Genomic DNA, 24,042 nt, shown 5'->3' with positions numbered 1-24,042 from the left:
TCACCACTCGTGGCCGCCGACCCGGACGACGGCGCCGCAGGCGCCGCACTCGTACACCTGTAGCGGATCGTCGGCCGAGTTCGCGACGACGAGCCGACCGCGGCCGGTCGACGCGCCGCAGCGGACGCAGCGGTCGGCGTCCGTGGGCATCGGGATGGTCGTCATCGAGAATCGCTCATAGCGTCTCTCACGCTCGCTGACGCAATAAGCGGGTATCCGGGTTCGGCTGTCAGGTCCGGATGATCGCCGGAGCGCTCGACGCCGGTCGGCACGGCGTCGTCGCCGCAGGCGCCGCTGAGCCGACGGCCGGCGCGCGGCGCGGTTCCCCCGCTTACTCGTCCCCGCGCGCCTCCTCGACCACTCGCGTGAACTCGCGGGCGGTCTCGGTGATGACCTCGTAGTCGCCGCGCTCGGCGGCGTCGTAGTCGACGAGCGCGCCGCCCGCGCCGACCGCGAACGCGCCCGCGTCGACGTAGTCGGCGGCGTTGTCGGGGCTCACGCCGCCGGTCGGCATCATCGGAATCTGTCCGAGCGGCCCCTTCATCGCGCCGAGGTGGTCCGGCCCGACGGTCTTGGCCGGGAACACCTTCACGAAGTCGGCGCCGGCCTCGTAGCCGCGGACCGCCTCCGTCGGCGTCATCACGCCCGGCGCGCTGACGGCGCCGTAGCGGTTGCACGTCTCGATGACGTCCTCGTGGAGGCTCGGCGAGACGACGAACTCCGCGCCCGCCATCAGCGTCGTCCGGGCGGTCTCGCTGTCGAGGACCGTTCCGGTGCCCACGACGACCTCGTCGCCGAAGGAGCCGGAGACCTCGTCGATGAGTCCGGCGACGTTCGGCGTGTCGGCGGTTATCTCCACGGCGGTGACGCCGCCCTCGCGCAGCGCTTCGGCGATTCCGATGAGCTGATCGGCGGGCACTCCGCGCAACACTGCGACAACGCCGCTGTCGACGAGCCGTGAGAGCGTCTCGTTCATACCTCCCGTTTCCCGAGTCGGTCTTAAAACCGCGCCGATGACGGTAGACGGTGTCACGGAACGCGGCTCGGGAGGGGGCCCGACGGCGACCGCTCCGTGACACCCGTCGACACGAAATCGGCGGGGTTCCCGGGTGATCCCCGGCGAAACGGCCGCGACGAAACACTACCCTTTTGACCCTGCTTTCGGTAACACTCGGTATAATGGGCCGACGCAAGAAGATCGTTCAAGAGTGCGAGCGGCTGATGGACACCCCGGAGAACATCCGGAACATCGCCATCGCCGCCCACGTCGACCACGGCAAGACGACGCTCTCCGACAACCTGCTGGCGGGTGCCGGGATGATCTCTCAGGACACCGCGGGCGAGCAGCTCGCGATGGACACGAAGGAGGACGAACAGGAGCGCGGCATCACCATCGACGCGGCGAACGTCTCGATGACCCACGAGTACGAGGACACCAACCACCTCATCAACCTCATCGACACGCCCGGCCACGTCGACTTCGGGGGCGACGTCACCCGCGCGATGCGCGCGGTCGACGGCGCGCTGGTGGTCGTCGACGCCGTCGAGGGCGCGATGCCCCAGACGGAGACGGTGCTCCGGCAGGCGCTCCGCGAGGGCGTGAAGCCGGCGCTTTTCATCAACAAGGTCGACCGACTCATCTCGGAGCTCCAGGAGGGGCCCCAGGAGATGCAAGAGCGGCTGATGTCGGTCATCGCCGACGTCAACGAGCTCATCCGCGGGATGGCCGAGAACATGGACGACATCCCCGAGGACTGGACCGTCTCCGTCGAGGACGGCACGGTCGGGTTCGGCTCCGCGCTGTACAAGTGGGGCGTCTCGATGCCCTCCATGCAGCGGACCGGCATGGACTTCGGCGACATCATGGAGCTCGAACAGAACGACAAGCGCGAGGAGCTCCACGAGCGGACGCCGCTCTCGAACGTCGTGCTCGACATGGTCTGTGAGCACTTCCCGAATCCGGTCGACGCTCAGCCCCGTCGTGTCCCGCGCATCTGGCGCGGCGACGCGGAGAGCGAGCTGGCCGACACGATGCGGATGGTCAACGAGGACGGCGAGGTCGTCTTCATGGTCACCGACATCTCGATGGACCCGCACGCGGGCGAGATCGCGACGGGCCGCGTCTTCTCCGGGACGCTGGAGAAGGGCCAAGAGCTGTACGTCTCCGGCACAGCGGGGAAGAACCGCATCCAGAGCGTCGGGCTCTTCATGGGGTCCGAACGCGAGGAGGTGGACCGCGTCCCGGCGGGGAACATCGCCTCGGTCACGGGGCTGCGTGACGCCATCGCCGGCTCCACCGTCTCCTCCGTGGAGATGACGCCGTTCGAGTCGATCGAACACATCTCCGAGCCGGTCATCACGAAGTCCGTCGAGGCCCAGAACATGGACGACCTGCCGAAGCTCATCGAGACGCTCCAGCAGGTCGCCAAGGAGGACCCGACGATCCAGATCGAGATCAACGAGGACACGGGCGAGCACCTCATCAGCGGGCAGGGCGAGCTCCACCTCGAAGTGATCACCCAGCGGATCCGCGACAACCAGGGCATCCCGGTCATCACCGGCGAACCGATCGTCGTGTTCCGCGAGCAGCCTCAGGAGTCCTCCCGCGAGGTCGAGGGGCAGTCGCCGAACCGGCACAACAAGTTCTACATCACCGTCGAGCCGATGGACCAGGACATCGTCGACGCCATCCAGCTCGGCGAGGTCTCGATGGACATGCCCGAACTGGAGCGCCGCGAGGCGCTGCAGGAGGCCGGCATGGACAAGGACACCTCCCAGAACGTCGAGGACATCCACCGGACGAACATCCTCATCGACGACACGAAGGGTATCCAGCACCTCAACGAGACGATGGAGCTGGTCTTGGAGGGGCTTCAGGAAGCGCTCGACGACGGCCCGCTGGCCGCCGAACCGGTCCAGGGGTCGCTGTTCCGCCTCCACGACGCGAAGCTCCACGAGGACACCATCCACCGCGGCCCCGCGCAGGTCATCCCCGCGGTCCGCGACGCGGTCCACCGCGCGCTGATCGACGGTGAGGTCCGCCTGCTCGAGCCGATCCAGGACGTCCGGATCGACGTGCCCTCGGAACACATGGGCGCGGCGTCCGGCGAGATTCAGGGCCGTCGCGGCCGCGTCGACGACATGTACCAGGAGGGCGACCTCATGGTCGTCGAGGGCATCGCGCCCGTCGAGGAGATGATCGGGTTCTCCTCCGACATCCGCTCGGCCACCGAGGGCCGCGCCTCGTGGAACACCGAGAACGCGGGCTTCCGCGTGCTCGTCGACAACCTCCAGCGCGAACAGATCATGGAGATCCGCGAGCGCAAAGGAATGAAGCTCGAACTGCCGCAGTCGATCGACTACTTCTAAGTCGACGACGCGGTTCGCGGTTTCTGCGGCCGCTCTTCGCACGACTCTCCGTTCGACCGCCCGCTCGTGACGCTTCTCGCTGACCGGCTCCCGTCGTCAGCGGCGGAACCGGTCTCGCGCCGCCCCCGTCAGCCGCGGACTCGCTTGACCGCCGACCGTCCGCCGACGAGGACGAAACCCACGCCGACCGCGACCGCGAGCAGCGGCGCGTTCGACGTCTGGGACCGGAGGAACGCCCCGTCCGGGTCCGACGGATCGACGTACGCCGTGGCGGTCTCGTCGACCGCGTACCCGTCGAGGACCGCTCGCGCCGCCGACTCGGTGTCGTAGTTCGGTTCGATCGCGGACGGGAACACGTTCGTGCTCTCGTGGTCGCGCCCGTCGTACTCGTAGGTGAACCGGACCGTCGGCCGGTAGCTCGCGCCCGTGCTGCTTCCGGTCGTGACCGGTTCGACGCCGAGTTCGGTGACCGTGGCGTCGACCTCGACGGCGCCTTCCACGGCGTTCGACTGCTGGGTGTAGTCGTACGCGCCGTAGCCGGCCGCGGCGAGGCCGATGACCAGCATCACCACCGCACCGGCGACCGTGCTCGGCCCGTTGATCGTGAGTCCGTCGCCCATTCGCTACGACACCTCGGGGCGGCGGCGGACGATTCTACGGGGACGTTCGCGTCGTGGCCGCCGACCGGCGGGGTGGAGGGAGTTCACACCCGCGAGACGGGTCGGTGACACATAATTCTCCCGTCGACACCCCCGTCGTCGATCGGTTTCCCCGCGATCGACGCCCCGATTCGACCCGTGGGGCGCGTTGGCAGACGCGGAGGCGAGGCAACGCCTGCCATCGCCGAAGGCTTATAGCGGATCGTCCGACTCCGTTCGGGTATGCAGACGGGCACGACTCCCCCCCGGCGCATCGCGACGGAGCCACCGAGCGACCGCTCCACGTCGGGAACAGGAACGCGCCGACCTCGGGCGTGCCCCCGCAGCCGTGACGCGCCGGAGGTGGCGGCGTGAGCGACCGTCGCGACGGGGCGCCAGAGGCCGCGTCCGACGAGCCGGACCCGACGACCTCCGGAGCGTCTCCGGACGGCGGTCACGCGGCCGCGACCCCATCGACGCACACGGTGCGGCTGGAGCTCGTCGACGAGCCCGGACAGCTGCTCGCCGCGCTCCACCCGATCGCGGACAACGGCGGCAACCTCCTCTCGATCTACCACGAGCGGGGGAACAAGACGCCGCGGGGGCGGATCCCGGTCGAGGTCGACTTCGAGGCGACGCCGGACCACTTCGAGGAGATCGTCGAGGCCCTCCGCAGCGAGGGCGTGAACGTGATGCAGGCCGGAACCGAGCGCTACGCCGAGGAGGTGACGATCCTCCTCTTCGGCCACCTCATCGACACGGACCTCTCCGACACGCTCTCGCGGATCGAGGCCTGCGAGTCGGCGTCGGTCGCCGACGTGTCGCTCGCGGCGCCGCAGGGGACCGAGGAGGCGTCGAGCGCGCGGCTCCGCCTAGAGGCCCGCGCGGGCGAGACGGACGCGGCGCTCGCGGCGGTCCGCGACCTCGCCGCGGAGAAGGAACTCCGCGTCGTCGAGCCGCTCACGGGGGTGGACGCGTGAGACTCGCCGTGATCGGCGCGGGCGCCGTCGGGCGCTCCGTCGTCGAACTGGCCGGCGAGTACGGTCACGAGGTCGTCGCGGTCGCGGACTCCTCTTCGGCGGTCGTCGCCGACGGGACCGGCGGTCCGGACGGTCACGCCGGCGTCGATCCCGAGGCCGTCGTGGCTCGCAAAAGCGAGCGGGGGATCGTCGGCGACGACGACCCGGCCGACGCGCTCGCCGCCGACTACGACGCCCTCGTCGAGGCGACGCCCACGACGCTCGGCGACGCCGAACCCGGCTTCTCGCACGTGACGACCGCCTTGGAGCGCGACCGCCACGCCGTCCTCGCGAACAAGGGTCCGGTCGCGGAGCGGTTCGGCGACCTGCGGGCCGCCGTCGACGACAGCGACGGCGAGATCCGGTTCGAGGCGACCGTGGGCGGCGCGATCCCGGCGGTCTCGACCGTCGAGGACATCGAGCCCGGCCACGTCACCGCGGTCCGAGGCGTCCTCAACGGGACGGCGAATTTCATCCTGACGCGGATGGCCGCCGAGGGGCTCGACTACGACCACGTGCTCGCGGAGGCGCAGGACCTCGGCGTCGCCGAGGCCGACCCCTCCTTCGACGTCGACGGGACCGACGCGGCGCTGAAGTGCGTCATCCTCGCGAACGTCCTCTCGTTCGGTGCGGCCGACGCCCCCGCCGACGCTCGGGAGTTCACGCTCGACGACGCCGACGTCTCCGGAATCCGCGACGTGCCCGGCTCCGCGCTCCGCCTCGCGGCCGAGGACGGACGGACGGTGCGGCTGATCGGCGAGGCGACCGGCGAGACCGTCCGGGTCGCCCCGCGGCTCGTCCCCGAGAACGGGACGCTCGCGGTCTCCGGCACGCAGAACATCGTCCAGATCGAGACCTCTCACGCCGGGCGGCTCAACATCTCCGGTCGCGGCGCGGGCGGCCCGGAGACGGCGAGCGCGGTCCTCGGCGACGTGGGACGACTCGAGTAGCGCTCCCCGGTCGATCGTTTTCGCCCTGTCGACGCAGTTCGGCGTCAGCGCGTCGCCGCCGAGCCGACGCCCGTGCGTCGGTGTGGCGTGCCCCGCGTTGTCGAGAATCGCCGGACAGCGCCGGGATCGTCTGTGGGCCGTATCGAAACCGTTTTAGTGGAATCTACCGAAACTTACTCACAGAGCGCCTTAGCGCGTGATTACCCCATGAGTGACAAACCGCATCAGAACTTGGCCATCATCGGCCACGTCGACCACGGCAAGAGTACGCTCGTGGGTCGCCTCCTCTTCGAGACGGGGAGCGTCCCCGAGCACGTAATCGAGCAGCACCGCGAGGAAGCCGAAGAGAAGGGCAAGGGCGGCTTCGAGTTCGCCTACGTGATGGACAACCTCGCCGAGGAGCGCGAGCGCGGCGTCACGATCGACATCGCCCACCAGGAGTTCGACACGGACAACTACTACTTCACCATCGTCGACTGCCCGGGCCACCGTGACTTCGTGAAGAACATGATCACGGGCGCCTCGCAGGCCGACAACGCGGTGCTCGTCGTCGCGGCCGACGACGGCGTCGCGCCCCAGACCCGAGAGCACGTGTTCCTGGCCCGCACGCTGGGTATCAACGAGCTCATCATCGGCGTCAACAAGATGGACCTGGTCGACTACCAGGAGTCCTCCTACAAGGAGGTCATCGGCGAGGTCGAGGACCTGCTCAACCAGGTCCGCTTCGCGACGGACGACACGACGTTCGTGCCGATCTCGGCGTTCGAGGGCGATAACGTCGCCGAGAAGTCCGACAACACGGACTGGTACGACGGCCCGACCCTGCTGGAGTCGCTCAACGACCTGCCGGAGTCCGAGCCGCCGACGGACGCGCCGCTCCGACTCCCCATTCAGGACGTGTACACCATCTCCGGTATCGGGACCGTCCCCGTGGGACGCGTCGAGACCGGGATCCTCAACACCGGCGACAACGTCTCCTTCCAGCCGTCCGACGTGGGCGGCGAGGTGAAGACGGTCGAGATGCACCACGAAGAGGTGCCCAAGGCCGAGCCCGGTGACAACGTCGGATTCAATGTCCGCGGCATCGGCAAGGACGACATCCGCCGCGGGGACGTCTGTGGCCCCGCCGACGACCCGCCGAGCGTCGCCGAGACGTTCAAGGCGCAGGTCGTCGTCATGCAGCACCCGTCGGTCATCACGGCCGGCTACACGCCGGTCTTCCACGCCCACACGGCGCAGGTCGCCTGTACGATCGAGTCGATCGACCAGAAGATCGACCCGTCGTCCGGTGAGGTCGCCGAGGAGAACCCGGACTTCATCAAGTCCGGCGACGCCGCGGTCGTCACCGTGCGCCCCCAGAAACCGCTCAGCATCGAGCCGTCCGGCGAGATTCCGGAACTCGGCAGCTTCGCCATCCGCGACATGGGTCAGACCATCGCGGCCGGCAAGGTGCTCGAAGTCAACGAGCGATAATCGATGCAGCAGGCACGCGTCCGCCTCGCCGGCACGAGCCCCGAGGACCTCGACGACATCTGCGACGACGTCCGCGAGATCGCGGACTCGACGGGAGTCGCCCTGTCGGGCCCGATCCCGCTGCCGACGAAGACGCTCGAGATCCCGTCGCGAAAGTCCCCGGACGGTGAGGGGACGGCGACGTGGGAGCACTGGGAGATGCGCGTCCACAAGCGTCTGATCGACATCGACGCCGACGAACGCGCGCTCCGTCAGCTGATGCGCGTCCAAGTGCCGAACGACGTCAGCATCGAGATCGTTCTGGAAGACTGAGCGCTAGGGCGTTTCTCTTTCACCCCTTTCGTTTTTTTCCCACCGAGTAGCGACGCGGCCCGCGAACGCCTCACCGCGCGTCGAGGAGACTGACCCGGCCGGCCACGAGGCCGCAGAACGCGCCGGTCGCGTGCGCGACGAGCGCGACGCCCGGCGCGGCCGTCGTCGCCGTGAGGACGACGGCGACCAGTCCAAATAGGAGCAGTTGGACCCGCGGGGAGAGCCGCAGCCGGTCGAACAGCGTCGCGCTCACGACGTTGCCGGCGAGCAGGTAGCCGCCGAGCGCGAACAGCGCGCCGCTGATCCCCAACACGGCGGCCGAGGGTCCGAGGATACCACTGAGTACCACCTGCGTGACGCCGGCGAGCGCGCCCGTGGTGACCACGAACGCGTGGAACCGAGCCCGGGTCGTCCGGCGCTCGACGAGCGGACCGACGAGCAGCAGCCCGACGCCGTTCGCAACGAGGTGACTCACGGAGCCGTGCGCGTACACGCTGGTGACGAGCGTCCACGGAGCGACCGACAGGGGCGTCGACAGCGCGAACAGGCCGGCGAGACCGACGACGCCGAGTACGGACTGGACGGCGCCGACGAGGAGGGTGATTCCGAGCGTTTCGAGGGTGGCTCGCATCGGTCGAGCGTTCGGGCCGCGCGGTCAAAAGCGGTGTGGGCGGCCCGAGCGCGGGACCGCTCCGGCCGCGACTCGCTCGCGGCTCAGATCACGTCGTCGGGGTCGTGCGCGTTCGCCATCCGGGCCGCCTCGGCGGCGTACCGCTCGCGGTCGTCGGGGTCGTCGACGGTCCCGACGTTCGACGGCGCCGCGTCAACGGCCGCCGTGGTGTCGCGGATGTCCGAGAAGGAGGTGAGCGCGCGCTCCTTGCGGAAGTAGCGGTCGCCGTCAGGCGTCGCGTACGTCAGGATGACCATGTTCTGCTCGTCGTCGGAGTAGGTGCGCTCGACGAGCCACATCCGCACGCCGTCCCGTTCGGTACCGGCCTCCGGGCTGTTCGCGTCCATGTGTGCCAATCACATTTCTCCGAACAAACGAGTTTCGGCGGGCCGGGCCGGATCACGGCTCCGGTCTCGTCGGCACGAACCGCCAGCGTTTTACTGTTTAGGCCAACCTAAACAATTGAATGAACCCGCGCGTCGCCACCGCTCGACTCCGCGAACGCCTCCCTCGGGGGTCGCTCACGGTCGCCGGAACCCTCCTCGTGCTCGCGGTCGGCGGCGCGGTGACGGTGCGAACGCTCGACGTCGAGGCCGTCGTCGCGGCGGCGACGGCCGCGAACCCGGCGCTCCTCCTCGCGGCGCTTGCGGCGTACCTGCTGTCGTGGCCGGTTCGCGGCCGCCGGTACGGCGACGTCCTCGCGCCGATGGGACACCGCTGTCGCACCGGCTTCCTCACGGCGGCGGTGTTCGCGAGCCAGACCGCGAACCTGATCGTCCCCGCGCGGGCCGGCGACGGAGTGCGGGCGTACCTCCTGAAAGACCGGCGCGGAGTGCCGTACCCGACCGGCGTCGCGTCGCTGGCGGTCGAGCGCGCGTTCGACCTCGTCGCGCTCGGCGCGATCGGGGGCACCGCGCTCGCGGTCCTGCTCGTCGACGGTCGGGCCGTCACGCCGAACGGGTCGGGGCAGGCGGTCGCGGCCGCCGCCGGGATCGCCGTCGCGGCCGCGGCGTTCTCCGCGGGGGTCGTCGCGCTCGCCCGCAGCGACCGACGGTTCGGCCCGTCCCTCCGGGAGCGCGTCGACGGTCCTCGGCTCTCCCGAGCCGTCGACGCCGCGGTCCGGTTCGGGGCCGCCGTCCGGGTCGTCGCCGCGGACGCGACCGCGCTCGTCCGGGTGTTCCTCGCGAGCGGCGTCGTGTGGGCGCTGGACGTGGTGACCGCCGTCTTCGTGCTCGCGGCGCTCGTCGGCGGGTTCTCCGGGGCGGTCGCCCCCGCGACGCTGCTCGTCGTCGGCACCCTCGCCGTCTCGGCCGGGAACCTCGCGAAGGTGTTACCCCTCTCGCAGGGAGGGATCGGGCTGTACGAGGCGGCGTTCACCGCCATCGTCGTCGCGACCACGCCGATCCCGGCCGAGACCGCGCTCGCGGCAGCGGCCCTCGACCACGCGCTCAAGAACGCCGTCACGCTCGCCGGCGGCGGCCTCGTCGCGGCCGCGCTCGACCTTTCGGTGACCCGCGCTCCCGACGAGTCGACCGCTGAGTCCGACTCGGCGACGCGGGCCACCCCGGACCGCTAATTTTTTTTAGGTGGGCCTAAAAACTACCGTGTATGGATGCGACCGCCTCAGGCCGCGACGGTCCGGACACCTGCGTCATCGTTCCGACGATCCGAGAGTACGACTGCGTCCGCGCGTACGTCGAGAACGCTCGCGAGCACGGCTTCGACGTCTCGCGGCTCCACTTCGTCTTAGTCACCGAGGACTTCTGTGAGGTCGCCGAGATGCGCTCGATGCTGGACGAGTTGGGCGTCTCCGGCGAGGTGTTCGACGGCAGCCGCCGCGAGGAGTGGTACGAGGCCAACGGGGTCGCGGAGTACGGCCACGTCGTCCCGGCCGCGAGCCACGCCGAGACGAGCTTCGGCCTGCTGTACATGTGGGCCGACGAGTCGTTCGACTACGGCGTGTTCATCGACGACGACACGCTCCCGCACGACGACGTCGACTACTTCGGCCGGCACATGGAGAACCTCGCGTTCGGCGGTGAGATCGAGCGCGTCAGCTCCGACGAGGACTGGGTGAACGTCCTCTACCAGAACGCCGACGAACACGGCCTCTACCCGCGCGGCTACCCCTACGCCGCGATGGACGAGACGGTCGAGACGGACTCGGTCGCGGTCGAGGCGGGCGAGGTCGTCGCCTCGCAGGGGCTCTGGACGAACGTCCCCGACCTCGACGCGGTCCGGATCCTGATGGACGGCGACTTAGAGGGGCAGGCGCAGACGCGGACGAGCGCCGACGACTTCGGCGAGGACTTCGTCGCCGCGCGCGGCAACTACCTCACCGTCTGCTCGATGAACCTCGCGTTCCGCCGCGAGGTGATCCCGGCGTTCTACCAGCTGCCGATGGACGACAACGAGTGGGACGTGGGCCGGTTCGACGACATCTGGTCGGGCCTCTTCGTAAAACGCGCCTGCGACGTGCTCGGCAAGCGAATCTACAACGGCGGGCCGCTCTGTGAACACAACAAGGCCGCGCGCTCGACGTTCGACGACCTCGCGAACGAGGTCGCGGGGCTGGAGCTGAACGAGCACGTCTGGGAAGTGATCGACGACGTCGGCGACGACGCCGACTCGTACGCGGCGGTCTTCGACGCGATGGCCGACGCGCTCGCGGAGGGCGACTTCGACGAGTGGAACAACGGCGCGTTCCTCAACCACTGCGGCGAGTATATGCGCGACTGGCTCGACTGCCTCGACGCGATCCGTCGAACGCCGGCGCCCGCGGACGATTGAACCGACACGACTAAACCCATTTAGGCAAGCCTAAAACACATGACGAACCACGAATCCAACGGACGTGACGGACGCGACGTTCGACGACGGAAGTTCCTCGCGACGGCCGGCGCGGTCGGCGTCGCGGGGATCGCCGGCTGTAACGGGACCGGCGGCGAGGACGGCGACGGCGACGACGACGGCGGCGACCTCGTCGGGCAGATCGGCTCCGGCCGCGCGGGACGGGGCGCCCCCGGCGGTACGTCGATGTCGGAGATGCCGGCGCTCGAAGGCGAGCTGACCGTCTACTCCGGCCGCGGCGAGTTCCTCGTCGGCGAGCTCGTCGACTACATCGACGACCTGTACGACGACCTCGACCTGACCGTCCGGTACAACAACTCGACCGACCACGTGAACGCGATCATCAACGAGGGCGAGGGCTCGCCCGCGGACGTGTTCTACTCGGTCAACGCGGGGTCGCTCGGCGCGCTCGCGGACGAGGGGCGCACGCAGGCGCTCCCCGACGACGTGACCGAGAAGGTCCGCGAGGAGTTCCGCACCGAACAGTGGGTCGGCACCTCCGGGCGCGCCCGAACGGTCCCGTTCAACACCGAGGAGTACTCCGAGGAGGACCTGCCGGACGACATCATGGCGTACCCCGAGGAGTTCGAGGGCGACCTCGGGTGGGCGCCGTCGTACGGCTCCGCGCAGGCGTTCATCACCGCGATGCGGCTGCTCGAAGGCGAGCAGGCAACCCGCGAGTGGCTCGAAGCGATGGTCGAGCGCGGCGCCACGACGTACCCCGACGAGTTCCGCACGTGTCAGGAGATCGCCGACGGCGAGATCGACGCCGCGTTCACCAACCACTACTACATCCAGCGCGTGCTCGACGGCAACCCGGAGGCCCCGATCGCGACCTCGTTCACCCAGGGCGACGCGGGCGCGGTGTTTAACGTCGCCGGCGCCGCGGTCATCGACACCGCCTCGGACGCGGACCTGGCGTCGAACTTCGTCCGCCACCTGCTCTCGGCGGAGGCGCAGGACTACTTCGCGCGCTCCACCTTCGAGTACCCGCTGATCCCGGAGGTCGAGCCGATCGGCGACCTCCCGTCGATCGACGAGCTCGACGTCCCGGACCTCGACCTCTCGGAGCTGTCGAACCTCGAACCGACGGTCGACCTCATGCGCGACGCCGGCGTCCAGCTCTGAGCGGACGCAGCGCTTCACACCACGCTCACGTCACCACCGCCTCCCGCTCGTGTCACTCCTGCCACCGTCCGTCCGTCCGCGCCGCCTCGCCGCTCGCCTCCGCGAGCGACTCGACCGCGCCGACCGGGTGAGCCTCGCCGCGGCGCTCGTCGCCGTCGCCGCCGGCGTCCTGACGTTCGCGGTCGCGGCCACCGTCTTCTCGCACCACTCCGCGAACCACGACGAGGGCGTCTACCTCACGCAGGCCGCGTTGCTGCTGGCCGGCCAACTGGAGTTCCACGCCGGGCCGCTCGCCGACGCGGTCCACCCGTGGTTCTTCATCGAAGACGCGGGGCGGCTCTACCCGAAGTACAACCCCGTCCCCGCGGCGACGTTCGCCGTCTCGATGGCGCTGTTCGACGAGCCGCGGGTGACCCTCGCGGCTGTCGCCGCCGGGAACGCCGCCCTCGTGTACCTGCTCGGGTCGATGACGGTCGGCCGCCGGGCCGGCCTCGCCGCGGCCGTCCTCTTCGCCGCGTCGCCGATGGCGGTCGCGACCTCCGCGGCGTTCCTCCCGTACGCGCCGACGACGTTCTTCAACCTGATCTTCGCGGTCGCGTACCTCCGGAGCGTCCGAGACCGGTCGCTCGCGGCCGCCGGCGTCGCGGGCGTCGCGATCGGGATCGCCTTCTTCTCGCGGCCGTACACGGCGGTGTTGTTCGCCGCCCCGTTCATCGGCCACGCGCTGTGGCAGGTGGGGTCGGCGGTCCGTCGCTTCGGCGCCGAGTCCGGGGCGTCGACACCGCGCGCGCTCGCGGCCCTCGGCCGCCGCGCGCTCGCAGTCGGCGGGTCCCGCGGCCTCCCGGGTCTGATCCGCCGGCACGGACTCACGGCGCTGTTCGGCACCCTCTTCGTCGGTGTCACGCTCGCGTACAACGTCCGAATGACCGGGTCGCCGCTCACGTTTCCCTACCAGGTCTTCGCGCCGATGGACGGGCCCGGCTTCGGCGAGCGGCGCATCCTCGGCCACTCGGTCGACTACACGCTCGGGCTCGCGCTGGAGTCGAACCGGTACGCCCTTCAGGAGATAGCGACCCGCTGGTTCGCTGCCGGCCCGCTCGGGACGGCGCTGGCGCTCGGCGGCGGCGCGGTCGCGGTCGGCGGGTGGCGCGCGAGCGGCGACCCCCGTGGGCTCCTCGACGGCGGCGCGGCGGGGCCGTCAGAGACGCGCGACGCGTCCGGTTCGGCCGCGTTCCGACGGACCGCGGCGCTGCTCGTCGTCGGCGTCGCGGTCTCGGTCGTCGTCGGCAACCTCTACTTCTGGGGGACACACAACGCGCTCGCCGAGCTCTCGGACCCCACCGACGGGCTCGCGTCGCTGTTCGGTCCGTTCTATCACTTCGACCTGCTCGTCCCGCTGTCGGTGTTCGGCGGCCTCGGCGTCGCCGCCGGCCACCGGGCGCTGTCCGCGGCCCGGACGCGACTCGTCGAGCGCGGCGTCTCGGCGCCGGCCGCCCGCGTCGCGCTCGCGCTCGTCGTCGCGGGCGCGCTCGTCGTCGGCGGACTCGCCGCCGTCGACGCGGCCGCGGACCCGATAGAACGCAACGCCGCGGTCGATGAGAAACACGAGGCCGCGTACGCCCCGTTCGACGAGACGACGTTCGGGAACGGGCTGGTGTTCGTCCCCGCGCCGTACGGCGAGTGGCAGAACCACCCGTTCCAGTACCTTCGGAACGGGCCGGGGCTCGACGGCGACGTCGTGTACGCGCTCGACCGCGATCCCGTCGAGAACTTCGCGGTGCTCGACGCGTACCCCGACCGGACGCTGTTCCGGTACGGCTACCAGGGGGTCTGGACCGCGAACCCGGACGTCCGCGTCACGCCGAAGCTGGAACCGCTGGACCGGCGGTCTGGTTCCCGGATCGACGCCGAGACGACCGTCGGCGTGCCGGACCGCGTCGCCCGCGCGCAGGTCCGCGTCGACCCGCGCCGCGGCGCCCTGGACGGTCCGGACCACGCCTCCTACACGGTGAGCGACCTCGGCGACTCGCTCGCGGTCGACTGGGCGGTGACGCCCGAGGGGGTCCGGCTGCCCGGCGCGGCGGCCGCGGGCGACCCCGACGCGGCCGAACCCGTCCCGTTCGATCCGGAGGGCGACGTGGTCGCCGTGACCGTGACGCTCGTCGACTCCGCGGGGTCGACGTTCACCTACCGGCAGGAGGTGACGGTCCGGGTGACGCAGGATGGAACCGTCGAGGCCGTCTGGCCGCCCGAGCGTTCGACCTGCCGGCTCGTCACGGAGTGCGGCAACGAGGGCACGTACCTCCCCGACGAGCCCGACGCGCACCCCGACTGGGTCGTCTTCGAGACGGACGCTGAATCGAGCGACTAATACGTCGATTTCTTATAAATAATTGTCACCAGACCGGCGGCGAACACCTCCAAAGCCCCAGCCGCGAGGTCGCAGTACGCTCGTTGCGCTCCTCGCTCGCTCCGCTCGCTGCGGTGCTTACGTCGCCTACTGCGACCTCGCGGCTGCCCCTTTGAGTCCCGCCCCGCACAGCACCGCCCCGCGCCTCACGCCTCCCCAGCCTCGTCGGTCGCCGTCGCTTTGCTCGGCGACCGACTCCCTCGCGCGTGCTGACTCGCGGCCGCCGAGGGCGGCCGCTCGCAGGCACGCGCCGACCGCCGTGTTCATTTATAAATAATCGGCGCTGTCGCTCACGAGTGTGAAAACGCCGCCGGCGGCGGTCCACTGTGCCCACAGTGTCCGTCCGGACCGCCGTCCGACGCCGGGTCGAGGAGGGAAGCGTCCTCAGAAGCGCCGCAGTTGTTCTTCGAGACAGACGGTGACGATCGACTTCGCGATGGCGGCGCCGCCGCCGATCGGGTCGAGCTTCGTCTCGCCGAGGCGCTCGGCGTAGCGGATCGGGCGCTCGCGAACGTCGTAGCCGCGCATCAGCGGGCGGACGAGGAGTTCGGCCGAGAGGCCGGTGTTCTCGGTCCAGCCGATGTCTTGGACCACGTCGCGGCGGTACGCGCGCATCCCCGTCGTGGTGTCGTGGACGCGCTCGCCCATCAGCAGGCTCGCGAGCGCGGCGAACGCGTGGTTGCCGAAGCGGTTGAACGCCGGCATCGCCTCCGCGCCGTGGTAGAGCCGGTCGCCGCTCACCACGTCCGCGCCGTCGTTGATCTCCGCGAGGAACTCCGGGAGCGCTTCCATCGGATAGGTGTCGTCGCAGTCGGTCGTGACGACGACCGGGCGGTCCGGCGTCAAGACCGCCTCGCTGACGGCGACGCCGTACCCCTGCGGCTCCTGCTCGATGACCTGCGCGCCGTGTTCGCGGGCGATCTCCGGCGTCCGGTCCGAGGAGCCGTCGACGCAGACGACCTCCGCCTTCCCGTCGGTCACCTCGTCGATGTCCTCGAGGACCGTCCCGATGGCCTCCTCCTCGTTGTACGTCCCCATCACGACGCTGAGGTCGTCGAAGGTGTACTCGCCGGCCTCTGTCGCGGTCTCGCTCTCCCCTTCGGCGTGCGCTGTCGCGCCTACGGCGCTCGCGGATCCGTTCGTCGCGTGTGCTGAGTCGCTCATTACGCGGTACTCCGTTCGGACGCACTTGAGTTTTTAGGTTTGCCTAAAATAGTGGCGGCGAGCCGTCAGGTCTCGTCCGCGAGCCAGTCCGCCACGCCGTCGCCGACGCGGAGCGCGAGCGCGGCGATGGTGAGCGTGGGGTTCATCGCCCCGCTCGTGGGGAAGACGGAGCTGGAGGCGATCCAGCAGTTGTCGAGGTCGTGGGTCCGGCAGTCGGCGTCGACGACGCCCCGGTCCGGGTCGTCGCTCATCCGCGTCGTGCCCATGTGGTGGTAGGCGGGACCGGTCGCGTCCGGGCCGGCGACCCACTCGACGTCGGCGCCGAGCTCCTCGAGGATAGACACCTGAATCTCGTTCGCGCGCTCGATGGTGTCGAGCGCGCGGTCGCCGACGGTCCACTCGATCCGCGGGACCGGGTTGCCGTGGTCGTCGGTGCGGTCGTCCGCGAGCGTCACGCGGCTCTCGGCGTCGGGGAGCTGCTCGACGAGCCCGCCCATCGCGACGTGGGTCCCGTACCCGTCGCGGAGGCGTTCCAAGAGCGCGTCCCCCCAGTCGTCGCCCGACAGGGCCATCTCCACCGGCGAGGGCCCGGCGTAGTTGAAGAACTCCAGCTTGAACGGCGCCTGCGCCTCGTCGGCCTCGTCGTAGAACTGGTCGCAGGCGCTGGTGTAAAAGCCGACGTGGTTCTGTCTGGTCGGCTCGTCGAGCGTGCCGCCCGCGCCCGCGAACAGGTGGTCCATGAAGAACTCGCCGACGTGGCCGCTCCCGTTCGCGAGCCCGTCCGGGTAGCGGTCGGACGCGGACAGGAGGAGGAGCCGCGGCGTCTCCACGCCTCCGGCGGCGACGACGAACGCGTCGGCCTCCTGTCTGTGCTCCTCGCCGTCCGGCGTCGCGTAGACGGCGGCGGTCACCCGGTCGTCGCCGTCGTGGTCGAGCCGCTGGACCGGCGCGCGGTCGATCACCGTCGCCCCCCGCTCCTCGGCGCGCTCGACGTGGACGGTCGCGTCGTACTTCGCGCCGCTCGGGCAGACGGGCTGGCAGGTGCCGTAGCCGACGCAGGGGGAGCGGTCGTCGTACGGCTCGGAGTTGCGCGCGTTCGGGACCGAGTGCATGTCGATCCCGAGCGACTCGCAGGCCTCGGCGAACAGCGAGTCGCTGTAGGACGGCTCGAACGCCGGCATCGGGTGCGGCTCCTCGCGGGGCGGCGCGTAGGGGTTGTCCGAGGCGCCGGCGACGCCCAACTCGCGCTCCGCCTCGGCGTAGTAGGGCCGGAGGTCCACGTAGTCGATCGGCCAGTCGGGGCCGACGCCGCGCTCGCGCCCGGAGTTGAAGTCGTCCTCGTGGAGGCGCATCACCATCCCCTGCCAGTGGAGCGTCGACCCCCCGACGCCCTTCACCCGAGCGTGGTTCAGCGGGTAGAACCGGTTGCCGGCGTTCTCGTGCGCGTCGCGCGCGCCGCCCACGCCCCACACGTCCGGGCGGTCGTAGAACGGTCGGATCGCGCGCTCCTGTCTGGCGAGGCGGTCCGCCGGGTCGAACCGCGGTCCCGCGTCGAGCACGACGACCTCGTGGTCTCCCGCCAGCCGGTCGGCGGCGAGGGCTCCCGCCGGACCGGCACCGATGACGCAGACGTCCGCGTCCGGGACGGGCGTCCTGTCGACCCCGTCGGCGTCCGACCGCTCGTCGCCGACGCTCTCGGCGCCGCTCACGGCGGCCCCCGCTGGTAGCTCTCCGCGCCGCCCGCGTACCCCTGCGGGTTCTCGATGCCGACGAGCTCGCCGCCGGTCGGAGAGGCGTACAGCGCGAGCAGTAGCTCGTTCACGACGTAGTAGCGCACCCGCTCCGCGGCCGTTCCGTCGGGGTTCTCCTCGGCCGTGTCTGCGCCGAGCTCCCGGAGCAACTCGTCTCGGTCCGCGGGCGGGAGGTCGGCGACGGGGGCGTCGTACCACGACCGCGCCGCCGACTCGACCTCGGCGACCGCCGCGCGGATCCCCTCGGCGTGGGGCGACCCGTCGAGGCGGCCGTCGAGGAACGCCCCGACGAACGCGTCGACCCCGGAGACCGCTTCGGGATACGCCGCCTCCGCGACCGCGCTCATCGCCGTCCGAACCGCCTCGTCGCCGGGCGGTTCTCCGCCGCCCCACGGGGGACCGTCCCCGTCGACTCCCGACCCGTCACCCCGCTCGTCGGCCGCCCGACGGACGCCGAGCGCGACGCCGCCGGTCGCACCGAGCGCGGCCAGCGCGGCCGCCGCGTCGCGTCGCGTCAGTTCCATAGAAGAGTTTAGGTAGCCCTAAATTCAAATATCCGTCGGAGCGCGCTCGCCGAGCGATCGGAACCCCTAACGCCGGCCGCGCCCTCCCCCCGACAACTCGCCTCTCCCCCACGATGACTCTGCGACATCGGCTCCGCGACCGCCTGACCGACGGCGACGGCGACCTCCCGCTCGGGCTCACGCTGCTTTGCGCGGCGATCGCCGCCACGCTCGTGTTTCCGCTGGTGTGGCTCGTCATCGAGGCGGTCGCCGTCGAGCGCGAGCGAGCACTGGACCTCCTCTTCAGCGCCGGGACCGCCGACGTCCTCCTCAACAGCCTCCTGTTGATGGGCGGCGTCACGGCCGCGTCCATCCTGATCGGCGTCCCCCTCGCGTACCTCACGGCTCGGACCGACCTCCCTTTCCGCCGCTTCTGGTCCATCGCGGCCGCCCTCCCCCTCGTCGTGCCGAGCTACGTCGGCGCCTTCTCGTTTGTCTCCGCGTTCGGCCCGCAGGGGGAGTTCCACGAGGTCCTCGCGCCGCTTGGCGTCGAGCGCGTTCCCGAAATATCCGGGCTCTCCGGGTCGATCCTCGTTATCACGCTGTACACGTACCCGTACGTCTACCTGACGACGCGGGCCGCGCTGCTGTCGTTCGACACGACGCTCCTGGAGGCCGCCCGCACGCTGAACCACGGGCGGCTCGCGGCGTTCCGCCGGGTGACGCTCCCGACCATTCGGCCCGCGATCGCCGCCGGATCGCTGCTCGCCGCGCTGTACGCGGTCTCTGATTTCGGTACCCCGTCGATCATGCGGCTCCCGGTGTTCACCCGCCAGATCTACGTCGAGTACAACGCGTTCGGAAGCGACTACGCCGCGCTGCTCTCCCTCCAACTCCTCGTCGTCGTGGTCCTCGTGCTCGCGTTGGAGTGGGCCGTGCGATCGGACCGAGAGACGAGCGGCGACGACGCGGGCCGGACCGAAGACCGCGTGTCGCTCGGGCGGCTTCGGTGGCCGGCGACGCTGCTCCCGGCCGGCGTCTCCGCGTTCGCGCTGCTCGTTCCGCTGTGGATCCTCGGACTGTGGCTGGTCCGGTCGGAGGCCGGCCGCCGGCCCTCGCTCGCGTTCGAGCCGATACAGGTGCTGAACTCGGTATCGGTCTCGGCGGCCGCGGCGGTCGTCGCCGCGCTCGCCGCGGTCCCGATCGCCTACTTCGCCGCGAACCACGACTCCCCGCTCGCGGTCGTCTTCGAGCGGGCGACGTACGTCGGGTTCGCGGTGCCGGGCATCGTGCTGGCGCTCGCGCTGGTGTACTTCGGGTCGGGGTACGCGCCGTGGATCTACCAGACCCTGCCGCTGCTGATCTTCGCGTACGTCGTCCGCTTCCTCCCGCAGGCGGTCGGGTCGACCCGGACGTCGATCCTCCAGGTCGACCGGCGGCTCGTCGAGGCCGGCCGCACCCTCGGCGAGTCGCCGACGGGCGCGTTCAGGCGCGTGACGTTCCCGCTCACGCGCTCCGGCATCGTCGCCGGGGCCGCGCTCGTGTTCCTCACGACCATGAAGGAGCTGCCGGTAACGCTGGTGCTCCGACCCACCGGGTTCGACACGATCGTCACGCAGATCTGGCGGGCGCAGTCGACCGCGCTCTACCAGTACGCCGTGGTGCCGACGCTCATCCTCCTCCTCATCTCCGGGCTCTCGATGGTCGTCCTCCTCGCGCAGGAGGGCGGCGAAGAGGGGCTGTGAGGCGACGCCGCGGGCGGCGCTCCGCTCGCGGGCCGTCGATCCCCCGTTCCGATCCCACACGTACTTATCCGACACCGCCGACGAACCGGTATGAACCTCGAAGATTCGCGGGTCCTCGTGACGGGCGGTGCCGGGCTCGTCGGGAGCCACCTCGCCGCCGGCCTGCTCGACCGCGGCGGGACCGTCCGCGTCGCCGACGACCTCTCGAAGGGAACCCGCGACCGGGTGCCCGACGACGTCGAGTTCGTTCAGGCGGACCTGACCGACCCCGACGACGTCGCTCGCGCGGTCACGGGCGACCTCGACGTGGTCTTCCACTTCGCGGCGTACACCGACACGAACTACGACGACGACCGCGCGCTGTTCGAGGACAACACCGCGATGACGTACAACGTCTTAGAGCGGATGCGCGAGGTCGGCGTCGACCGGTTCGCGTTCACCTCCTCGTCGACGGTGTACGGCGAGGCGCCGCGGCCGACGGCGGAGGACTACGCGCCCATGGAGCCGATCTCCGTGTACGGCTCCGCGAAGCTCGCCGACGAGGCGCTGATATCGACGTTCGCGCATTCCTACGGCGTCCAGTCGTGGGTGTTCCGGTTCGCGAACATCGTCGGGCCGCGCCAGCGCGGGAACGTGATCCCCGACTTCATCGAGAAGCTCGACGCCGACCCGACGCAACTGGAGATCCTCGGCGACGGCCGTCAGGAGAAGTCGTACATGCACGTCTCGGAGTGTATCGACGCCATCCAACACGTCGTCGAGCACGCGGACGACGCGTACAACGTCTACAACCTCGGCACGCGGACGACGACTTCCGTCACCGACATCGCCGACATCGTGAGCGAGGAGCTGGGCGTCGACCCCGAGTACAGCTACACCGGCGGCGACCGCGGCTGGACCGGCGACGTGCCCAAGATGCGCCTGTCGATAGAGAAGCTGTCCGCCCTCGGATGGGAGCCGTCGATCGAGAGCGACGAGGCCGTGCGGCGGAGCGCGCGGGAGCTCATCGACGAGATCGTGGAGTAGCGGCTTCCGTCGACCGCCCCATAACCCTTCTTACGCGAGCGCCCCTGTGTGTATACATGCAGCTGCATTGGCACCGTCGCAACCTCCGGCCGCATCCGAATCCGGCGCTTTCGGCCGCCCTCACCGCTGCCGAGCGAGCGGACTCCCGTGTCGTTTCGGCGTTCGTGCTGGACGACGCCATCTTGTCGCGTGCCAATGGGTTGGGCGTCGCGTTCATGCTCGGCTCGCTGCGCGCGCTTCGAGACTGGTACCGGGACCGCGGGAGCGACCTCGTGATACAGCGCGGAGACCCGACCGACGTCGTCGGTCACATCGCCGAGAGCGTCGGCGCTGAACGGGTCGTGTGGAACAGGGACCACTCGCGACTGGCCCGCCAGCGCGACCGTGCGGTTCGGCGCGCCCTCACTCGCGCCGGAGTCGCCTACGCGTCCGTTCCGAGCGGACGGCCGACCGAGCTGACACCGTCCGCCACGCCCCCTTCGGATCCGGCGGCTCGTCTGGCCACCCCGGACGCACTGCGTATCGAGAACGAAGCGGTGCCACGGCTCGAAGACCTCGGTGAGGACGCGTACGACTCCGCCCCGCTCACGTTCGGCACCGAATCCGCTCGAAACCGACTACGAGCCCTGTCGAACGGAACGACCTATCGTCAGTGCGACGAGCGGAGACGCCGTCAGTTAGCGCGATACGGTGAACGACTGCGCCCCGCGGCTCATTCGTATCGCGGTGCCGGTTCGCTCAACATCTTCGAACCCCCGCCCGCGCCGACCGTCCTTCGCTTCGCTTCGGGCGACTGACCCCCTCGCGCGCCGCTTCGGAAGGCCCTTTTAACCCGCCCGTCGAACGGACGGTATGTTCAGGCAGTTCCGGTCGGAGGTCGAGTCGGCGCTTTCCGCGGCGCTTTCAGACCTCGACCTCCCGACCGACGACCTCGGCATCGAACGCCCGCCGGAGGAGATGGACGCGACGCTCGCCTCCAGCGTCGCCTTCCGACTCGCGGGCGCGGTCGGCGACGCGCCGCCGAACGTCGCGGCGACGGTCGCCGAGGCGGTGTCGGTCGCCGACGCCGACTACGTCGCGAGCGTCGACACCGCCGGCCCGTACGTCAACTTCCACGCGAACGACCGCTACCTCGCGGACACCCTCGACGCGGCCGCGAGCGACACCGGATACGGCGCGCTCCCCGACAGGGACACCTCGGTCGTCGTCGAGCACACGAGCGCGAATCCGACCGGTCCGGTCCACGTCGGCCGCGCCCGGAACCCCATCGTCGGCGATGCGGTGGCGAACCTCTTGGAGTACGCCGGCTACGACGTCGACCGCCACTACTACGTCAACGACGCCGGCCGACAGATGGCGGTGTTCACGTGGGCCTACGAGCGCTTCGACGAGTCGGACCTCGACGCCGACCCCGCCCGCGACCGCGCCGAGTACGACCTCGTGCGCTACTACCGCAAGGGGAATTCCTTCCTCGAGGAGGCCGACGCCGACGACGTCGAGGCCGCGGAGGCGGAGATCCAGTCCATCCTTCAGGGACTCGAAGCCGGCGACGAGGAGACCTACGAGCGGGTCGGCGGGGTCGTCGACACCGTTCTCGGCGGGATGAAGGAGTGTCTCGGCCGCCTCCCCGCCGAGTTCGACGAGTTCGTCAAGGAGACGCGGTTCATGCGCGACGGCTCGACCGACGACATCGCCGCGCGGCTCAAGGAGACGGAGCAGGCGGTCTACGAGGAGGACGCCTGGCAGCTGGAGCTCGACGAGTGGGGGATCGACAAGAATCTCGTCTTCCTGCGTTCCGACGACACGAGCCTCTACACCACCCGCGACCTGGCGCACCACGAGTGGAAGTTCGACACCTACGACCGCGCCGTCACCGTCCTCGGCGAGGACCACAAGCTCCAGGCCGACCAGCTCGACGCGACCCTCGAACTGCTCGGCAACGACGCCGACCGGCTCGGCCACGTCATCTACTCGTACGTCAACCTCCCCGACGGGAAGATGTCGACGCGGAAGGGGACGGGCGTGATGCTCGACGACCTGCTCGACGAGGCCATCGACCGCGCCCGCGACGCCGTCGAGTCCCGGATGGACGACCGTATCCGCGACGACGACCTCACCGACGAGGACGTCGAACGCATCGCGCATCAGGTCGGGATCGGTGCGGTCCGGTACGACATCGTCTCGAAACAGCCCGCGAAGGCGATCACCTTCGAGTGGGAGGACGCGCTCGACTTCGAGGCGCAGTCGGCCCCGTTCGTCCAGTACGTTCACGCCCGCTGTGCCGGTATCCTGGGTGAGGCCGCGGCCGCCGGGATCGACGTTCCCGAGCCGAACGACCCCGTCGACGTGGACGCGAGCGTCCTCGAAACCGACGCCGCCCGCGACCTCCTGCGGGAAGTCGCGCGCTTCCCCGCGGTGATCGAGGCCGCCGCGGACGACTTGGAGCCGCACACCGTCGCGACGTTCACCCGCGAGTTCGCCGACGCGTACAACGCCTTCTACCGCGAATGCCCCGTGGTCACGGCCGAGACCGACGCCCTCCGCGACGCGCGTCTCGCGGTCGTCGCGGCCGCGAAACACACCATGGCGAACGCGCTCGACGTGTTGGGCGTCGAGGCGCCGGAGTCGATGTAGGATCGGCGCTGTCGAGTCCGGCCTTCCTCGGGTGCTGACCGAAGATCGGCGGCGAACACCTCTAAAGCCCCAGCCGCGAGGCGGCCGTACGCTCGCTGTGCGCTTCACTCGGTCGCTCACTCTGCTCGCTCCCTCGTTCCAGTGCTTGCGTCGCCTACGGCCGCCTCGCGGCTGCCCCTTCGAATCCCGCCCCGCACAGCACCGCAGCCTCACGCCTCCCCAGCCTCGCGGCTCCCTCCGCTTCGCTCCGGTCGCCGCGTCCCTCGCGCGTGCTGACTCGCGGCCGCCGAAGGCGGCCACTCACAGGCACGCGCCACCGCCGTCAGTTTATAAATACCCACGCGTTTAGCGATCCGTTTGAGCCCGTGTCGACGCGCCGGCCGAGAGGTCAAAGATTACT

General features: G+C 70.2%; 21 protein-coding genes. 13 read left to right on the top strand and 8 right to left on the bottom strand.

Annotation, left to right across the window (positions count from 1 at the left end):
* Together ACZ5KW_RS02550 and ACZ5KW_RS02545 are read right to left on the bottom strand one after the other, a co-directional pair.
* Complete coding sequence (locus ACZ5KW_RS02550) at positions 1–150, bottom strand: hypothetical protein (RefSeq protein ID WP_343779598.1); 150 nt, start codon at positions 148–150, stop codon at positions 1–3.
* 181 nt (positions 151–331) lie between these two features.
* Positions 332–976, bottom strand: a complete 645-nt coding sequence (locus ACZ5KW_RS02545; RefSeq protein WP_343779595.1) for a bifunctional 4-hydroxy-2-oxoglutarate aldolase/2-dehydro-3-deoxy-phosphogluconate aldolase — start codon at positions 974–976, stop codon at positions 332–334.
* A 203-nt stretch (positions 977–1,179) separates the two neighbouring features.
* Between ACZ5KW_RS02545 and ACZ5KW_RS02540 the strand changes: the two genes are divergently transcribed.
* On the top strand, positions 1,180–3,369 hold the full coding sequence (locus tag ACZ5KW_RS02540; protein WP_343779593.1) for an elongation factor EF-2: 2,190 nt from the start codon (positions 1,180–1,182) through the stop codon (positions 3,367–3,369).
* 128 nt (positions 3,370–3,497) lie between these two features.
* Here the strand turns inward: ACZ5KW_RS02540 and ACZ5KW_RS02535 are convergent, their stop codons facing one another.
* The gene (locus ACZ5KW_RS02535; RefSeq protein ID WP_343779590.1) at positions 3,498–3,989 is read right to left on the bottom strand and encodes a DUF3592 domain-containing protein; all 492 of its coding nucleotides are present in this window, start codon (positions 3,987–3,989) and stop codon (positions 3,498–3,500) included.
* Positions 3,990–4,378: 389 nt separating this feature from the next.
* On the opposite strand from ACZ5KW_RS02535, the gene ACZ5KW_RS02530 reads away from it, so the two are divergent.
* The 4 genes from ACZ5KW_RS02530 to rpsJ all read left to right on the top strand — a co-directional run bounded on the left by ACZ5KW_RS02530 (position 4,379) and on the right by rpsJ (position 7,761).
* Positions 4,379–4,987, top strand: coding sequence for an amino acid-binding protein (locus ACZ5KW_RS02530; RefSeq protein ID WP_343779588.1), 609 nt, complete (start codon positions 4,379–4,381; stop codon positions 4,985–4,987).
* Entirely contained in the window at positions 4,984–5,976 is a 993-nt protein-coding gene (locus tag ACZ5KW_RS02525) for a homoserine dehydrogenase (protein ID WP_343779587.1), read from the top strand. Before ACZ5KW_RS02530 ends, ACZ5KW_RS02525 begins: the two co-directional genes overlap by 4 nt.
* A 207-nt stretch (positions 5,977–6,183) precedes the next feature.
* Positions 6,184–7,449 carry a translation elongation factor EF-1 subunit alpha gene (tuf, locus tag ACZ5KW_RS02520; RefSeq protein ID WP_343779585.1) on the top strand — a complete coding sequence of 422 codons (1,266 nt, stop codon included), beginning with the start codon at positions 6,184–6,186 and terminating at the stop codon, positions 7,447–7,449.
* A 3-nt stretch (positions 7,450–7,452) separates the two neighbouring features.
* Positions 7,453–7,761: a 30S ribosomal protein S10 gene (gene rpsJ, locus ACZ5KW_RS02515; RefSeq protein ID WP_004048854.1), complete on the top strand. Its 309-nt coding sequence runs from the start codon at positions 7,453–7,455 to the stop codon at positions 7,759–7,761.
* 70 nt (positions 7,762–7,831) lie between these two features.
* On the opposite strand, the gene ACZ5KW_RS02510 is transcribed toward rpsJ, so the two are convergent.
* Positions 7,832–8,392 carry a rhomboid family intramembrane serine protease gene (locus ACZ5KW_RS02510; protein ID WP_343779582.1) on the bottom strand — a complete coding sequence of 187 codons (561 nt, stop codon included), beginning with the start codon at positions 8,390–8,392 and terminating at the stop codon, positions 7,832–7,834.
* A gap of 83 nt (positions 8,393–8,475) precedes the next feature.
* A complete protein-coding gene (locus tag ACZ5KW_RS02505; RefSeq protein WP_343779579.1) occupies positions 8,476–8,778 on the bottom strand; it encodes a DUF7967 family protein in 303 nt (100 codons plus the stop codon).
* Between the two features lie 119 nt (positions 8,779–8,897).
* Here ACZ5KW_RS02505 and ACZ5KW_RS02500 point away from each other — a divergent pair, with 119 nt between their 5' ends.
* The 4 genes from ACZ5KW_RS02500 to ACZ5KW_RS02485 are packed head-to-tail and all read left to right on the top strand — an operon-like array spanning position 8,898 to position 14,780.
* On the top strand, positions 8,898–10,007 hold the full coding sequence (locus tag ACZ5KW_RS02500; RefSeq protein WP_343779577.1) for a lysylphosphatidylglycerol synthase transmembrane domain-containing protein: 1,110 nt from the start codon (positions 8,898–8,900) through the stop codon (positions 10,005–10,007).
* A gap of 32 nt (positions 10,008–10,039) precedes the next feature.
* A complete protein-coding gene (locus tag ACZ5KW_RS02495) occupies positions 10,040–11,221 on the top strand; it encodes an alpha-1 4-glucan-protein synthase (RefSeq protein ID WP_343779574.1) in 1,182 nt (393 codons plus the stop codon).
* Between the two features lie 39 nt (positions 11,222–11,260).
* Positions 11,261–12,409, top strand: coding sequence for an extracellular solute-binding protein (locus ACZ5KW_RS02490; protein ID WP_343779571.1), 1,149 nt, complete (start codon positions 11,261–11,263; stop codon positions 12,407–12,409).
* A gap of 49 nt (positions 12,410–12,458) precedes the next feature.
* Positions 12,459–14,780 carry a DUF7846 domain-containing protein gene (locus ACZ5KW_RS02485; protein WP_343779568.1) on the top strand — a complete coding sequence of 774 codons (2,322 nt, stop codon included), beginning with the start codon at positions 12,459–12,461 and terminating at the stop codon, positions 14,778–14,780.
* Positions 14,781–15,203: 423 nt separating this feature from the next.
* On the opposite strand, the gene ACZ5KW_RS02480 is transcribed toward ACZ5KW_RS02485, so the two are convergent.
* From ACZ5KW_RS02480 to ACZ5KW_RS02470, 3 genes are all read right to left on the bottom strand, one after another.
* The gene (locus ACZ5KW_RS02480) at positions 15,204–15,857 is read right to left on the bottom strand and encodes a dolichyl-phosphate hexose transferase (RefSeq protein ID WP_371152828.1); all 654 of its coding nucleotides are present in this window, start codon (positions 15,855–15,857) and stop codon (positions 15,204–15,206) included.
* 191 nt (positions 15,858–16,048) lie between these two features.
* Positions 16,049–17,692: a GMC family oxidoreductase gene (locus ACZ5KW_RS02475; RefSeq protein WP_343779563.1), complete on the bottom strand. Its 1,644-nt coding sequence runs from the start codon at positions 17,690–17,692 to the stop codon at positions 16,049–16,051.
* A complete protein-coding gene (locus ACZ5KW_RS02470) occupies positions 17,689–18,258 on the bottom strand; it encodes a gluconate 2-dehydrogenase subunit 3 family protein (RefSeq protein ID WP_343779562.1) in 570 nt (189 codons plus the stop codon). The genes ACZ5KW_RS02475 and ACZ5KW_RS02470 overlap by 4 nt, the downstream gene beginning before the upstream one ends.
* A gap of 113 nt (positions 18,259–18,371) precedes the next feature.
* Between ACZ5KW_RS02470 and ACZ5KW_RS02465 the strand changes: the two genes are divergently transcribed.
* The 4 genes from ACZ5KW_RS02465 (at position 18,372) to argS (ending at position 23,642) form a co-directional block, all read left to right on the top strand.
* Positions 18,372–19,982, top strand: coding sequence for an ABC transporter permease (locus ACZ5KW_RS02465; protein WP_343779560.1), 1,611 nt, complete (start codon positions 18,372–18,374; stop codon positions 19,980–19,982).
* A gap of 90 nt (positions 19,983–20,072) precedes the next feature.
* Positions 20,073–21,008 (top strand): NAD-dependent epimerase/dehydratase family protein, encoded by a 936-nt coding sequence (locus tag ACZ5KW_RS02460; protein WP_343779557.1) that lies wholly within the window; start codon positions 20,073–20,075, stop codon positions 21,006–21,008.
* A gap of 56 nt (positions 21,009–21,064) precedes the next feature.
* Positions 21,065–21,805 (top strand): deoxyribodipyrimidine photo-lyase, encoded by a 741-nt coding sequence (locus ACZ5KW_RS02455; RefSeq protein WP_343779555.1) that lies wholly within the window; start codon positions 21,065–21,067, stop codon positions 21,803–21,805.
* Positions 21,806–21,860: 55 nt separating this feature from the next.
* Complete coding sequence (argS, locus tag ACZ5KW_RS02450) at positions 21,861–23,642, top strand: arginine--tRNA ligase (protein ID WP_343779552.1); 1,782 nt, start codon at positions 21,861–21,863, stop codon at positions 23,640–23,642.
* The last annotated feature ends 400 nt before the right edge of the window (positions 23,643–24,042 follow it).

It is taken from the genome of Halorubrum ejinorense (assembly GCF_055389685.1).
Note: the sequence above shows the minus strand (reverse complement) of the source record. Positions and strands in the feature narration are given on the sequence as shown.

Excerpts from the sequence above, each read along its gene's own strand:
- ACZ5KW_RS02455 (WP_343779555.1), top strand. The coding sequence starts at position 21,065 with ATGCAGCTGCATTGGCACCGTCGCAACCTCCGGCCGCATCCGAATCCG.
- ACZ5KW_RS02510 (WP_343779582.1), bottom strand. The coding sequence starts at position 8,392 with ATGCGAGCCACCCTCGAAACGCTCGGAATCACCCTCCTCGTCGGCGCC.
- ACZ5KW_RS02460 (WP_343779557.1), top strand. The coding sequence starts at position 20,073 with ATGAACCTCGAAGATTCGCGGGTCCTCGTGACGGGCGGTGCCGGGCTC.
- ACZ5KW_RS02535 (WP_343779590.1), bottom strand. The coding sequence starts at position 3,989 with ATGGGCGACGGACTCACGATCAACGGGCCGAGCACGGTCGCCGGTGCG.
- ACZ5KW_RS02470 (WP_343779562.1), bottom strand. The coding sequence starts at position 18,258 with ATGGAACTGACGCGACGCGACGCGGCGGCCGCGCTGGCCGCGCTCGGT.
- rpsJ (WP_004048854.1), top strand. The coding sequence starts at position 7,453 with ATGCAGCAGGCACGCGTCCGCCTCGCCGGCACGAGCCCCGAGGACCTC.
- tuf (WP_343779585.1), top strand. The coding sequence starts at position 6,184 with ATGAGTGACAAACCGCATCAGAACTTGGCCATCATCGGCCACGTCGAC.
- ACZ5KW_RS02505 (WP_343779579.1), bottom strand. The coding sequence starts at position 8,778 with ATGGACGCGAACAGCCCGGAGGCCGGTACCGAACGGGACGGCGTGCGG.
- ACZ5KW_RS02490 (WP_343779571.1), top strand. The coding sequence starts at position 11,261 with ATGACGAACCACGAATCCAACGGACGTGACGGACGCGACGTTCGACGA.
- argS (WP_343779552.1), top strand. The coding sequence starts at position 21,861 with ATGTTCAGGCAGTTCCGGTCGGAGGTCGAGTCGGCGCTTTCCGCGGCG.
- ACZ5KW_RS02540 (WP_343779593.1), top strand. The coding sequence starts at position 1,180 with ATGGGCCGACGCAAGAAGATCGTTCAAGAGTGCGAGCGGCTGATGGAC.
- ACZ5KW_RS02500 (WP_343779577.1), top strand. The coding sequence starts at position 8,898 with ATGAACCCGCGCGTCGCCACCGCTCGACTCCGCGAACGCCTCCCTCGG.
- ACZ5KW_RS02465 (WP_343779560.1), top strand. The coding sequence starts at position 18,372 with ATGACTCTGCGACATCGGCTCCGCGACCGCCTGACCGACGGCGACGGC.
- ACZ5KW_RS02480 (WP_371152828.1), bottom strand. The coding sequence starts at position 15,857 with ATGGGGACGTACAACGAGGAGGAGGCCATCGGGACGGTCCTCGAGGAC.
- ACZ5KW_RS02550 (WP_343779598.1), bottom strand. The coding sequence starts at position 150 with ATGCCCACGGACGCCGACCGCTGCGTCCGCTGCGGCGCGTCGACCGGC.
- ACZ5KW_RS02495 (WP_343779574.1), top strand. The coding sequence starts at position 10,040 with ATGGATGCGACCGCCTCAGGCCGCGACGGTCCGGACACCTGCGTCATC.
- ACZ5KW_RS02545 (WP_343779595.1), bottom strand. The coding sequence starts at position 976 with ATGAACGAGACGCTCTCACGGCTCGTCGACAGCGGCGTTGTCGCAGTG.